The sequence below is a fragment of the Labrenzia sp. R5_0 genome (assembly GCF_017743835.1).
GTDB lineage: Bacteria > Pseudomonadota > Alphaproteobacteria > Rhizobiales > Stappiaceae > Roseibium > Roseibium algicola.
The window spans coordinates 676,949-690,268 of sequence record NZ_JAGHRK010000001.1; the positions used below are offsets into that span (position 1 = coordinate 676,949).

At 59.2% G+C, this 13,320-nt stretch carries 13 protein-coding genes; 9 read left to right on the top strand and 4 right to left on the bottom strand.

Going from position 1 to position 13,320, the window contains the following annotated elements; translation table 11 throughout:
• Positions 1-84: 84 nt before the first annotated feature.
• The 3 genes from J7447_RS03140 (at position 85) to J7447_RS03150 (ending at position 2,377) form a co-directional block, all read left to right on the top strand.
• Entirely contained in the window at positions 85-1,005 is a 921-nt protein-coding gene (locus J7447_RS03140; RefSeq protein WP_209168714.1) for a DMT family transporter, read from the top strand.
• Between the two features lie 97 nt (positions 1,006-1,102).
• Entirely contained in the window at positions 1,103-1,687 is a 585-nt protein-coding gene (locus J7447_RS03145) for a nitroreductase family protein (protein WP_023000065.1), read from the top strand.
• Between the two features lie 150 nt (positions 1,688-1,837).
• Positions 1,838-2,377 carry a DUF2867 domain-containing protein gene (locus J7447_RS03150; RefSeq protein ID WP_209168715.1) on the top strand — a complete coding sequence of 180 codons (540 nt, stop codon included), beginning with the start codon at positions 1,838-1,840 and terminating at the stop codon, positions 2,375-2,377.
• Here the strand turns inward: J7447_RS03150 and J7447_RS03155 are convergent.
• Together J7447_RS03155 and J7447_RS03160 are read right to left on the bottom strand one after the other, a co-directional pair.
• Positions 2,362-3,018: a cupin domain-containing protein gene (locus J7447_RS03155; RefSeq protein ID WP_055659505.1), complete on the bottom strand. Its 657-nt coding sequence runs from the start codon at positions 3,016-3,018 to the stop codon at positions 2,362-2,364. The two genes, J7447_RS03150 and J7447_RS03155, sit on opposite strands and share 16 nt — an antisense overlap.
• Positions 3,019-3,176: 158 nt before the next feature.
• A complete protein-coding gene (locus J7447_RS03160) occupies positions 3,177-4,007 on the bottom strand; it encodes a transporter substrate-binding domain-containing protein (protein WP_209168716.1) in 831 nt (276 codons plus the stop codon).
• A 287-nt stretch (positions 4,008-4,294) separates the two neighbouring features.
• Here J7447_RS03160 and J7447_RS03165 point away from each other — a divergent pair, with 287 nt between their 5' ends.
• On the top strand, positions 4,295-5,770 hold the full coding sequence (locus tag J7447_RS03165; RefSeq protein WP_075284179.1) for an ATP-binding protein: 1,476 nt from the start codon (positions 4,295-4,297) through the stop codon (positions 5,768-5,770).
• Between the two features lie 80 nt (positions 5,771-5,850).
• On the top strand, positions 5,851-6,219 hold the full coding sequence (locus J7447_RS03170) for a hypothetical protein (protein ID WP_209168717.1): 369 nt from the start codon (positions 5,851-5,853) through the stop codon (positions 6,217-6,219).
• Positions 6,220-6,331: 112 nt separating this feature from the next.
• On the opposite strand, the gene J7447_RS03175 is transcribed toward J7447_RS03170, so the two are convergent.
• On the bottom strand, positions 6,332-6,646 hold the full coding sequence (locus tag J7447_RS03175) for a hypothetical protein (RefSeq protein ID WP_209168718.1): 315 nt from the start codon (positions 6,644-6,646) through the stop codon (positions 6,332-6,334).
• A gap of 173 nt (positions 6,647-6,819) precedes the next feature.
• Positions 6,820-8,853, bottom strand: coding sequence for a methyl-accepting chemotaxis protein (locus J7447_RS03180; RefSeq protein ID WP_168685668.1), 2,034 nt, complete (start codon positions 8,851-8,853; stop codon positions 6,820-6,822).
• Between the two features lie 192 nt (positions 8,854-9,045).
• Here J7447_RS03180 and hmgA point away from each other — a divergent pair, with 192 nt between their 5' ends.
• The 4 genes from hmgA to J7447_RS03200 all read left to right on the top strand — a co-directional run bounded on the left by hmgA (position 9,046) and on the right by J7447_RS03200 (position 13,317).
• A complete protein-coding gene (gene hmgA, locus J7447_RS03185) occupies positions 9,046-10,416 on the top strand; it encodes a homogentisate 1,2-dioxygenase (protein ID WP_168685666.1) in 1,371 nt (456 codons plus the stop codon).
• Between the two features lie 183 nt (positions 10,417-10,599).
• Complete coding sequence (locus tag J7447_RS03190; RefSeq protein WP_077290443.1) at positions 10,600-11,613, top strand: fumarylacetoacetate hydrolase family protein; 1,014 nt, start codon at positions 10,600-10,602, stop codon at positions 11,611-11,613.
• Between the two features lie 157 nt (positions 11,614-11,770).
• The gene (locus J7447_RS03195) at positions 11,771-12,361 is read left to right on the top strand and encodes a carboxymuconolactone decarboxylase family protein (RefSeq protein ID WP_023000075.1); all 591 of its coding nucleotides are present in this window, start codon (positions 11,771-11,773) and stop codon (positions 12,359-12,361) included.
• Positions 12,358-13,317, top strand: a complete 960-nt coding sequence (locus J7447_RS03200; protein WP_209168719.1) for an MBL fold metallo-hydrolase — start codon at positions 12,358-12,360, stop codon at positions 13,315-13,317. Before J7447_RS03195 ends, J7447_RS03200 begins: the two co-directional genes overlap by 4 nt.
• The last annotated feature ends 3 nt before the right edge of the window (positions 13,318-13,320 follow it).

Below are 13,320 nucleotides of genomic sequence, written 5' to 3' on the forward strand. Positions count from 1 at the left end.
GATCATATTTCTATGAAAGCATTTCATGAACTGAATGAAAACTAGGAATTTTGTTTGCTCATCGTTGCGCGGTATCGACAAGGCATGAGCAACATCTCCTTTCCTCACATCAACCTTGGGACGACTGGGGCTACACTCGTCATTGCAGCCTCCGCAGCCTGTTTCGGCCTCGTGCCGATCTTCGTGCGGGAGCTTCAGGGCCTGGGCGCCGGCCCGGCCACAATCGCGCTATATCGTTACGGCTTTTCCGTCCTGTTCCTGCTTCCCTTTCTTCCGTTCGAGAAGCGCAAACGAGGCGGCGCCCTGTTGATGGCGGGGGCGGGTCTGGTGCTGGGGCTCAGCCTGATCGGCCATCTGGAGGCGATCCGCGTGGCACCCGTTGCCGCTGCCGGTGTCGTCTACATGTCCTATCCGGTTTTCGCGGCCCTCTTTGCCTGGGGTCTGCTCAGGCAAGCGTTGACCTGGAGATCGTTTGCCTCGGCAGGTCTGGTTATCCTGGCAGCCGGGCTGCTGCTCGATCCGTCGTCGTTATCTCCCGAGGCACTGCAGGCACTTTTATGGGCCATTCCTGCTCCCATCGCGTTCGGCTTTCTAATTGTTGTCCTCAGCGGGCTGGCAGGCGAGTTGAATTCGCTGGAACGGACGGCTTGCGGACTTTCCGGGTCCGTCATTGGTTTGTTGCCCCTCGCGATCAATGAAGGGCAGGGCTCAGTTCTGCCGGCAAGCACCGGTCAGTGGGGCCTCATCGTCGCCATGGGACTTGGAACGGCTCTTGTTCCGCAGATCCTCTATACGATCGCCTGTCAGAAGGTTGGGCCTGTTCGCACCGCGGCTGCGGGAAGTTTCGAGCTGCCGACCATGTTTCTGGTCGGCTGGCTGGTCTTTGGCGAAGCAATTGGCTTGAGGGAGTTGCTGTCCGCAGCCGTGGTGTTGTCGGCAATCCTGATCGCGCCATCCATCGGGGCAGGACCGCGATTGGACCGGGAAGTGGCACCGACAACATAAAATCTTGGAGTAAAGTATCTTGATATCGAGATAAAAATCACCTATCTCCTGTTCAGCCCGATGGATATTTGCCCGGAATAGACTGGAGACACTGCTCATGACTGCCCGTACACCCGATCATCCGATTGAAAACCTGTTCGTCGACCGTTGGTCACCGCGTGCCTTTGACCGGTCGACGATCGAGGAAGCGGATCTGAAAACCATTCTGGAGGCCGCCCGCTGGTCGCCGTCTGCCTTCAACATCCAGCCTTGGCGTTTCGTCTATGCCCGCAGGGGCGATGCCGACTGGCAGGTCCTGGTCGATCTTCTCAACCCGTTCAACCGCGACTGGGCGCAACACGCCTCCGCACTTGTCTATCTGTTTTCCGACAGCGAAGTGGACGGCAAGGACGGTAAACCGAACAGAGCCAACGGCTTGCACACCTTCGATGCCGGTTCAGCCTGGGCGCATGCGGCCCTGCAGGCAACCGCACTCGGTTTTCATGCGCATGGCATGGCGGGGATCCTGAAAGACGAGATCCACGAAAAACTCGGTGTGCCAGAACGCTACCTGCCGCAGATTGCCATTGCCATTGGCCGGCGGGGTGACACTGCGGACCTGCCGGAAACCTTGCAGGAACGCGAAACCCCAAGCAGCCGCAAACCGCTTGCTGAAATCGCTTTCGCAGGCGCCTGGGCCTGAACGCCGAGGTCGGCACACAATCACTTTCCCAAAAAGGCAGCGGGCTGTTTCCGCTGCCTTTTTGCTGCGGCAATCTGCAAGGGGTTTTTCCGGTGGCGGCAGGTATAGGATTGGCTAGTCGAATTTGCTGGAGGGAGCCAGGGCATGGCCATGACCGACAAACTGCCGGATGAAAGTCTCCTCAATACCTATAAGGCGGCCGACGATTATCTCGACACCTTTTCAATCCCGATCCGCGGACGGGAAGACCTTTTGACCGCAGACATGCGCGTACTTGCCGAACGCATTCTTATGGCAGAAATCGGCTGGGTGACTGCGCTTCTCTCGTTTCGCGACAAGCTTGCAGGGCTCGTCGGCATGAAGACAACGAAGGCCCTGGCTCAGGAACAAGGCGCCGATAACATCATCTGCAAGGGCGAGGGAGACCGGATCGGTTTCTTCAAGATCTATTCGGTTTCAGAAGATGAGATCATTCTGGGCGAGAACGACTGGCACCAGGATTTCCGTGTCTCCGTGTTCCGCAAAAGGGGAGGAGCCGCGCGGATCTATGTCTCGACCTGCTGCAAACGGCACAACCTGGCCGGTCATGCCTATCTGGCGTTGATCCTGCCGTTGCACAAGATGATCGTCAAAACCCAGCTTTCCAGGGGGACAGACCTCCAGCACTGGGCAACTCAGAACGCCAGGTGACCCGTTTTTCTCCAGACGCGGGCGCCCTGGGTAGTCGTGATTTCCTGCCGGGTTCCCGCCGGCAGGCGTATCCAGGTACCTTGATCGTGGCGGCCGCTCTGGTCTTCGAAACTGCCTTCAACGACAAAATACTCCGCTCCGCCCGGGAAGGTTTGCGGAGCCAGTCTGGCGCCTCTTTCCCAGTCGAGCATCACCACTTCCTCTTCCGGCCGGATGAACAGCGGCAGGATGCTCTCTCCCGGTCTGCCGGCCTGCCAGCCGCTGGGGTCCAGAGTGTTCACCCGGACAAAGGCATCATCGTCAGGCTGCATCTGGCGTAATTTCACAAGGATGACGGCGCCAGGTTCGCTCGAAGGCACATGGCTGGAGCCCGGAGGATTGCGCACATACATGCCTTTGGGAAAATCCCCGCTTTCATCCGAGAACACACCGTCCAGAACCAGAAATTCTTCACCCATGTCATGCTTGTGGGCGGAAAAGGCAGAGCCAGGAGCGTATCTGACCAGACTGGTGGCTCGCGCGACCTCTTCACCATCGCGCTCCAGCATCCTTCGCTCCACACCTGCCATTGGTGAGGGTACCCAGTCGAGCGTGGCACTGTCGACAATTGCAGGCTGCGTCAGGTCTGCATGAATTTTCATCCGGTCCATCCCAATATGATTCTTATTATGTTCAGATGGGGCAGGATATCCCCATTTGGAAGGGGACAGATTTGAACTCGTTGTGAAGCCTTTCAGGCATTGCAACCAATCGAACGAGCCAAATCAGAGCCTGCTTATTTCTCGCGGCTGCCCGGGCCTCAGGACGGGCTGGCCTGGGACTGACCCTCCCCATTGCGTTCCGGCCACAAAAGCCGGTCATATTCTCCGGTGTCGCGAAGCTTCCTCAAACCTTGGTTGAACCGGGTGCACAGTTCCTCACCGCTTTCGATGTTCCTGGAAACGATTACGCGGTAGTCCCAAAGGACGTTGACGTTTTCCAACGACTTGAAACGCGTGGTTTCCTCAGGAGAAAAAGCGTCAGCCAATGCATCGGCAGCCACCTCTCCGTTGCCCATGACCACATCGACACGCCCTACATCAAGCATCTTGAAGAGGTCTGCCAGGGAACTTTGGCGATAGACGGTGATCTGATCGGCGGTAACCAGTTTATCCAGGTCCTCCCCAAGAGCTGCCCCGTCAAGTGCGCCAAGGCTCAATCCGCTGAGGTCCTGCACATTTTGCGCATTCACAGGTCGGTCTGACGAATAGAAGAATTGCTCGCGCTCAACCAGAACCGCGTCGCAGAAATGAAAGAAAGGTTCTCGCTCAGCGGTTTTGCCCCAACCTGCGGAAGCCTGCCAGCGGCCGGACTGGGCTTCCAGCAAGGCACGTTTCCAGGGAAAGAAGCCGTACTCCACCGTAAGGCCTTCAAGTTCGAAGGCCTTTGCGACGACCTTGGCGTAGGTCCCGTATCCTTCGTCACTTTCGGAAAAATAAGGGGGCCACTCACCGACGGCAATACGGACGATATCGGCTTTGGCGGGATGCACCGCAAGCGCAAGGATCGACAACACAGCGCCGGCAAGCAGCGTTTTGAGTTGTATTAAAACGAGCCGGCACGAAGAGCCTGCCAATCCATTGACTGTCACAGCGATTTCCCTGAAAAAGCTCCCGTTCTACCAACCTTAGCACAGAAGTCCTGCGTGGCACCTGGCAAAGCCGACATTGCTTAACGCAGGCCCGAACCGGATTTGCGGCCTCTTCTGGAGGCAGCCTGTCACTTAAAGGTTGCTATTCGGTGGAATTCTGGGAAAACCCGGCTTTCCCGGCAGGCTGGCTTTGCAAGTGGCACGGAATCGTGCTGACTACCGCACTGCACGAAATCCAGAAAACGGAGAAGCCGCAGCGCTGCCGAGGCTGCAAGAAAAGTGGTCGCATGACGGTACAAATCGATATCGGGGAAATGACAGGCGGCGCACGCGCCGGTCTTGATCTGGAAGAACTGCTGGCAACGCGCCTTCTGGTGCAGGGCAATTCCGGCTCGGGAAAGTCGCATCTCCTGCGCCGGCTTCTTGAACAGTCCGCGAGCTGGGTCCAGCAGGCCATTATCGATCCCGAAGGCGACTTCGTGTCTCTGGCAGATAAGTTCGGCCATGTCGTTGTCGATGCGGTCGGCACCGAAAAGGATCTTCAGATGATCGCCGCACGGGTGCGCCAGCACCGGGTATCGGTGGTACTCAATCTGGAAGGTCTTGATGCCGACCGGCAAATGAAGGCGGCTGCAACCTTTCTCGACGGCCTGTTCGATGCGGACCGCGATCTCTGGTATCCGATGCTGGTCATCGTTGATGAAGCACAGCTCTTTGCACCTGCCGCCGCCGGCGAGGTGACCGAGGAGGCCCGGCGCCGTTCCCTCGGAGCCATGACCAACCTGATGTGCCGCGGCCGCAAACGCGGACTGGCCGGCGTCATTGCCACCCAGCGTCTCGCCAAGCTTGCCAAGAACGTCGCCGCAGAAGCGTCCAACTTCCTGATGGGCCGTACGTTCCTGGATATCGACATGGCGCGTGCTGCCGACCTTCTCGGCATGGAGCGGCGTCAGGCCGAAAGTTTCAGAAATCTCGACAGGGGCCACTTCATCGCTCTCGGACCGGCCATGTCGCGCCGTCCCGTTCCGGTCAAGATCGGCCCGGTGGAGACCATGGGGCGGGGCGGAACACACAAATTGCTACCACTGCCGGAGCAGCCCAAGGAAGACGCCAAGGATCTGATCTTCACGCCGGGAGCTGACGAAGTTCAGCCGGTTCGCCAGCGTTTCGTCGAGCCTATGGTTTCGACCGGCGACGTGCTCGATCAGCTCAGCAGTGCAGAACGAGCTAGCGCTGAAGACGTGCCACAGGCTGAGAGCCTGCTCGATTTCGGCGAACGCGAGCAGAAAATTTCCGAAATCATTGCAGGTATTCTGGAAGACGAGGAAGCTGCGTTCCAGCCGATTGCAACGCTCTATCAGGATTTTCAGGTCCGCTGCCGCATTTCCAAATTGGCGGGCGGCGCACCGGACCTGCAGACTTTCCGAGAAAAGCTCTCCGTTGCCCGTGCGGGCGTCGAAAAGGGCGAAATGGACGACGGAGCCTGGGCCCAGGCGGAACTGATCGCCTCCGAACTGCCGGAAGACATGCGCGGTGTGTACCTGTTGCTGGCAAAGGCCGCGATCGCGAAGGCGCCGTGTCCCGGCAACATTGAAATTGCCACCGCCTACGGCACACGGTCTCCCGGCAGGGCGCGCTGGCTGTTGAGCCATATGGAAGAACGCGGATTTCTTGTCTGCGCTACCGACTTGCGCGGCAATCGTATCGTGACGCTGACCGACCTTGGCTGGCAGACGGCACCGGGTGACGAAGCCGCCGCCTGACGCGGCCTTTCCAGCACACTGACTGGCGAGATTGCTAACTTTCGCGCATGCTTCTGCAGAAGACTGCAAGGGAGGCAAACATGACGCTGGAAGAGACCATCGACATCTATTGTGCAGCCTGGTCTGAACGTGACCCATCCTATCGGCAGGATCTGCTCGGCAGGTCCGTAGTGAAAGATGTCAGATACACGGACCCGGAAACCGATGTGACCGGTATCGCTGCGCTGGTTGACCACATCTCTGGCGTTCTGGCCAAAAGGGTCGGTGCGAAGATCCTTCGGACCAGCAGTGTCGACAGCCACCACGGTTCAGCGCGGTTCGCGTGGCAGATGGTCAATGCGGACGGAACGGTGCTGCCGGAAGGACTTGATGTCGTCTGGATTGACGACCAAAGCGGCAAGCTGAGCGCGGTCTTCGGCTTCTTCGGGCCACTGAAGCGGGAAGGGTGACTGGCAATGGTTCCACGCCAGATCTCGCGCTGTTCACGCAGGCACTGAAATCTGAACGCTCTTCAAGTGCAGTCTGCTCTTTGGGGACCGAAAGTCTGCACGGCGATGACAATCAAATCGCCGGACGCATCCTGCGGCTCGGCTCAGTCCTGTTTGCTTCTGCCGGTTTCGATGCCAGCAGATAGTCGAGTTGTGAAAGCTCCACCGAAATGCCGTCGATCGTGCGTGTGAGCACGCTTTCCAGATAACTGCCGCCAGGAGACCTGTCCCGGATCGCGATAGCCCGCTCCCGCGCCTTGCGCAGGTAAAGCATCATGGTGCGGACCTCGCCGCGCGTGACGGAGGTCAGTTGTTCCGTGCCTGGCGTCGACGCGGCAGCGGAGGAAACAGCGCAGGAATGCGCAACAGCAGTGTCGGCGAGCCGCATCGATCTTCTCCAGTGTTCCTATTTTGTTCTTTTTACGTCAGCTCGTATTTTCATTCAAGTGTGGAATCTCAAAACAGCTATTTCCGAGAACGGGAAATATGCCGGGCAAAACAAAAAAACCGGGCTCGCACAAGGGTTTGCGCGAACCCGGTTCGTGAAGTTATGTGCCTGACTTAAGCAGCGCGAACGCGGCTCAGGAAGTCTGCAATGGTGGCCTGCAAGCCCTGGGCATGTTCGGAAACCGACTGGGAGACCGACAGGACGTCGGCTGCCGAGCTGCTGGTTTCCTCGGCTGCCTGCATCACGTCGCCAACGCTGTTGCTCATGTCGCTGGTGCAGCTGGCTGCCTGCTGGACATTGTGGCTGATCTCGTTGGTGGCATCACCCTGCTGCGAGATTGCCGCGGCAATGGCTGCCGTGAACTGGTTGACCTCTTCCATGGTGCTGGCGATTTCCTGGATCGAGCCGACGGCATTGCGTGTCGAGGACTGGATACCGGTGACCTGCGTAGAGATTTCTTCCGTCGCCTTGGCGGTTTGCGTGGCCAGTTCCTTCACTTCCGCGGCAACCACCGCAAAGCCCTTGCCGGCTTCTCCGGCGCGAGCGGCTTCGATGGTGGCGTTCAGCGCCAGCAAGTTGGTCTGTTCGGCGATCGCCTGGATGAGGCTGACCACTTCACCGATCTTCTGCGCGGCGCTGTCGAGGCTTCCGACCTTGTCGTTGGAATCGTTGGCGGCACGGGTTGCACTCGTGACGACTTCCTTCGTCTGGCCGATCTGGCGACCGATTTCGGAAATCGAGGCGGACAGCTCTTCAGCGGCGGAAGCCACTGTCTGGACGCTGCTCTGCGCAACTTCGGAAGATCCGGCAACCGAGGAAACCTTGGCGGAAGTGTCGCGCGCGATCGCATCGAGAGACGCTGCGGTCTGCTCCATGCGCTTGCTGTTGCCGCTGACCTGGTCGAGAACGGCGTGGACGTCGCGCTCGAAAGTTTCGATCAGGGCTTCGACAGTCTTCTGGCGCTCCAGCTGGCTGTGTTGGGCCTGCTCGGTGTCGTTCTGCAGCGACCGCCGTTCGGTTTCGTTTTCAACGAAGATTTCCAGCGCACCGGCCATCTGGCCGATTTCGTCCTTGCGGTCGAGATAGGCCACCGGCGTATCGACATCGCCTTCGGCAAGCTTGCGCATACGAGCGGTCAGCATCTGCACCGGTCCGGCAATTGTGGAACCAAGCATCCACATCAGGAACGTGCCGGCTACCAGCAGGCCGAGGGCGAGCAGCAGGCTCATCTGCATGGTGGAATTGGCGCTTGCCAGAAGTTCGCTCTCGTCAACGGCGACAACAATGAACCAGTGCTGGCCGGTGCCGTCCAGTTCGAAGCCCTTGATGGCTTCCACGGTACCGTTTTCGGTCGTGAAGGCAGCTTCATTCTTGATCGACTGGATCTTGCCGACCATTGCCGCATCGGCCTTCTGGCCGAGGAGGGCTGCGTCCGGATGGGACACCCAGACACCGGTTTCGCTGAGAAGGCCGACATAGCCGCTTTCATAGGTCTGGCCGGCGCTCACCGCCTTCTGCAGGCCTTCCAGCGACACGTCGATGGTGGCGCCACCGATGCCGCGTCCGGAAGCATCCTTGATCGGCGAGGAGGCTGTCGCCATCAGCACGTCGACATTATTGACCGGGTAGAGATAGGGCTCGGTGACCGTGTCGTGGCCCAGGTTCTTCGGCTTGTCGTACCACTCTTCAGAGCCGCTATCGCCACCGAACAGGAGCGGTTCCCAGGCGACTTTTGTACCGTCGTTATAGAAATACGGAATGAAGCGTCCCTTGTCGTCGGAGAAGTTGGCGCCTGCATTGTCCGCGTCATTGCCGGCCATGTCCGGTTCCAGGATCGCACCGCCGCCGACAAAATGTTTGTTCTGGCTGATCTGGTGCTGCATCACGGCTGCATAGGCGTTGCGATCGCTAACGCCGGCTTGCTGCATTCCCTCCAGGGCATCGGCCGCAGCGCGGGCCGCAAGCTGTGCCTGTGCCAGTGTCTTGCCGGCATCCAGAGCAAGTGCCTCGGCAGTCTTGCGGATGAGATCTTCACCCGATTTTTGCGACGTGGCCTGGGTCATGAAGGTGACGGCAAGAATAAGCGTCAGGAATCCAACCAGGAACACGCCGCTCGAGGCGAAAAAGATTCGATTTCTAAGAGACATGAAAAGCTCCAACGGTGAGACTGCGGGAACCCTAGGAGACGCACGTAAAGCAAAGCTTACGTTCTGCGGCTTTTTTGCATTGCGGCAGGAGAAAATCCGGCGCGTTCGCAAAAGCATCGACATGCCGCTTGATCCCGGGGATCAAAATGGTTACATATGCAACTAAATTCATCTCCGAACCGGGAGGACGTCATGGATCAGAGAACCGACAGCAATCAAAATCTAGCTGGAAACGGCCGTAACACGGCGGATCTGGAATATATGCCGGGCTTCGGCAACGATTTTGAAACCGAGGCTCTGCCAGGCGCTCTGCCGCAGGGCATGAACAGCCCGCAGAAATGTGCCTACGGCCTATATGGCGAGCAGTTGTCCGGTACCGCCTTTACTGCGCCAAGCCATCAGAACGAGCGGACCTGGTGCTATCGCATCCGCCCGTCAGTCAAGCACACCAGCCGGTTCAGGAAGATCGACCTGCCTTACTGGAAGTCGGCTCCGAATGTCTGCGACGAAGTGGTTTCGCTCGGCCAGTACCGCTGGGACCCGGTGCCACACACGGATGAAGGCCTCAACTGGCTGACCGGCATGCGCACCATGACGACAGCCGGTGACGTCAATACACAGGTTGGCATGGCCAGCCACATCTACCTGATCACCAAGTCGATGGAGGACGAATATTTCTACTCCGCCGACAGCGAATTGCTGGTGGTTCCACAGGAAGGTGTCCTCAGGTTTTGCACCGAGCTGGGCGTGATCGAGCTGGAGCCGAAGGAAATCGCAATCCTTCCGCGCGGCCTCGTTTACCGGGTCGAGCTGGTGGAAGGTCCGGCGCGCGGGTTCGTCTGCGAGAACTACGGCCAGAAATTCGAACTGCCGGGCAGGGGGCCGATCGGAGCCAATTGCATGGCAAACCGCCGTGACTTCAAGACGCCTGTCGCGCACTACGAGGATCGCGATGCCCCGTCGACGGTGACAGTGAAATGGTGCGGCCAGTTCCACGAAACAAAGATCGGTCACTCGCCTCTCGACGTTGTTGCCTGGCACGGCAACTATGCGCCCTGCAAATATGACCTCAGGAACTATTGCCCGATCGGGTCGATCCTGTTCGATCATCCGGATCCGTCGATCTTCACGGTGCTTACCGCTCCGTCCGGAGTTCCGGGCACCGCCAACATCGACTTCGTGCTGTTCCGCGAGCGCTGGATGGTGATGGAAGATACCTTCCGGCCACCCTGGTATCACAAGAACATCATGTCGGAGCTGATGGGCAACATCTACGGCCAGTACGATGCCAAGCCGCAGGGCTTCATTCCCGGTGGCATGAGCCTGCACAACATGATGCTGCCGCATGGGCCGGACAACAATGCCTTCGAAGGCGCTTCGAATGCCGACCTGAAGCCGGAAAAGCTCGACAACACAATGTCCTTCATGTTCGAGACCCGTTTCCCGCAGCACCTCACGGAATTCGCTGCCAAGGATGCTCCTCTGCAGGACGATTACATTGACTGCTGGGACTCGCTGGGCAAAAAATTCGATGGCACGCCCGAAGGGACCTGGAACAAATAGCCAAATCATCCAGGATTTGACCAACCGCAAACGGCAGATTGATCCGCACCGGTAGGTTACCCTGAACCTCCGGCGTCTCGCACGGGGGGCGGACAAGAACAAAGGCAGGAAGCCGCTGGAGGCTTCCCGGGAGAAACATCGCCGGGCACCATGGTCTGGCGAACATTAGGAGCTGAAAACCCGATGAAACTGGCAACGCTCAAGGATGGCAGCCGCGACGGCAAGCTGGTGGTGGTCAACGACCGCCTGACCTTCTGCACCGACGCAAGCCACATCGCGCCGACTTTGCAGGCAGCGCTCGATGACTGGGAACATGTGGCGCCGAAGCTGGAACTGCTGGCCGAGAGCCTGTCTCACGAAGCCGTACCGACGCTGCGTTTCCATGAACACGATGCTCATTCGCCGCTGCCGCGTGCTTACCAGTGGGCGGATGGTTCGGCCTACGTCAACCATGTCGAACTGGTGCGCAAGGCGCGCGGTGCGAAGATGCCGGAAAGCTTCTGGACGGACCCGCTGATGTATCAGGGCGGCTCCGACACATTCCTCGCCCCGCGTGATCCGATCTCCATGCGCGATGAGGCCTGGGGCATCGATATGGAAGGCGAAATTGCTGTCGTCACCGGCGATGTACCGATGGGTGTCAGCGCGGAAGCCGCGCGCGATCACATCCTTCTTGTGCTTCTGGTCAACGACGTTTCCCTGCGTGGCCTGATCCCGGCAGAACTCGGCAAGGGCTTCGGCTTCTTCCAGTCCAAGCCGTCTTCCGCCTTTTCGCCGGTTGCCGTCACGCCGGATGCGCTCGGCGATGCCTGGAAAGGCGGCAAGCTTCACCTGCCGCTGCATGTCGACCTCAACGGTCAGCCGTTCGGCCGCGCAAACGCGGGCATCGACATGACCTTCGATTTCGGCCAGCTCATTGCCCATGCGGCAAAGACCCGGCCGCTCAGTGCCGGCACGATCATCGGTTCGGGCACGGTCTCCAACAAGCTGGACGGTGGTCCGGGCAAGCCGGTGGCAGACGGTGGCGTCGGTTATTCCTGCGTTGCCGAGATCCGGATGATCGAAACGATCAACACGGGCGAAGCCAAGACGCCTTTCCTGAAGTTCGGAGACACTGTCCGCATCGAGATGCTCGACACCGAAGGCCATTCGATCTTCGGCGCCATCGAGCAGACCGTGGAGAAATACGAAGGGTAGTGATCGGACCTTCCGGGATCTCGACACCATTTTCGGCAAGTAGCCCCTCCGCCTAGTGGGGAGGGGCTCGGGGGTGCGATTTTCCATCCAGGAGAAAGACAAGAGCGCAGCGTTGGGTTGAGCCCTTCCGCCGCCAGAATATTTCAGGGAGAGGGCAATGCCTCACGTCGACCCGCTTGACCGGGCGGATCTGCCTCAGTTCGAGGAAAAATTCGCGCGTTACGATGAAATCCGCGGCTTTCTGCCGAACTCGATCCTCACCATGGCGCGCCGGCCGAATATCGCCAAGGCGTTCATGGAACTGAACCAGGCGATCCTTTATGAAGGCACGGTGCCGGAAGACCTGAAGATGATGGTCGCACTCATGACGTCCATGGCGACCGGCTGCCGCTATTGCCAGGGCCACATGGCCAATCTGAGCCACGTCTATGATGTGCCGGACGAAAAGATTGCCGCCGTATGGGAATGCGAGACTTCGCCGCTCTTTACGGAGGCGGAAAAAGCGGCGCTGGTGCTGGCCCGCGAGGCTGCCGGTGTTCCGAACGACGTGACCGAAGCTCATTTCGCGGCGCTCAAGCCGCATTTCAACGACGCCGAGATTGTCGAGATCGTCGCTTCGATCGCGCTCTTTGGCTACCTCAACCGGTGGAATGACACCATGGCAACCACAATGGAAGCCCATCCGGCTGCCGTCGCCAAAAAGGCGATGCCCGCATGGGACGAAGGCAAACACGGAGCCTCTGAATGAGCAAGCAATTCGCATCCGCCGGAGACATGACCGAGAAGAAGATCTCCTTCACCGAGATCGGCAAGGATCTCTGGGCCTTTACCGCTGAAGGTGACCCGAACACCGGCGTCATCATCGGCGACGACAGCGTCATGATCGTCGAGGCGCAGGCGACCCCCGAACTCGCCAACAAGGTCATTGAGAAAGTGCGGTCCGTCACCGACAAGCCGATCAGCCACCTTGTGTTGACGCATTACCATGCCGTTCGCGTGCTGGGGGCTGCCGCCTATCGGGCACCGACCGTGATCATGAGCCAGAAGGCCCGTTCGATGGTCGTGGAACGGGGCGCGGAAGACAGGGAATCCGAATTCATGCGTTTCCCGCGTCTTTTCATGGGCTATGAAAACGTCAACGACATTCCGCCTCTGACCTGGCCGACCACCACCTTCAACGACCGCATGACTGTCTATCTCGGCAAGCGCCGGGTCGACCTCAGCTTCCTTGGTCGCGCCCACACGGCCGGAGATATTGTTATCCACGTGCCGGACGCGAACGTCATGTTCACCGGTGACATCGTCGAATACCACTCGGCCTGCTATTGCGGCGACGGCCATTTCAACGACTGGCCGACAACGTTGGAAGCGATCCGTTCCTTCGATGTGGAGGCAATCGCGCCTGGCCGCGGCGATGCGCTGGTCGGCAAGGAGATGGTGGGCAAAGCGCTGACCAACACCGCCGATTTCGTCTCCTCGACCTATCGGCCGGTGGCCCGGGTCGCCCAGGGTGGCGGATCACTGAAAGAAGCCTGGGACGCCTGCCGTGCCGAATGCGATCCGAAGTTCAACGATTACGCCATCTACGAACACTGTCTGCCGTTCAACGTTGCCCGGGCCTATGACGAGGCCCTCGGCATCGACACGCCGCGCATCTGGACGGCGGAACGCGACGCCAAGATGTGGGCGGATCTGCAGGGCTGACCC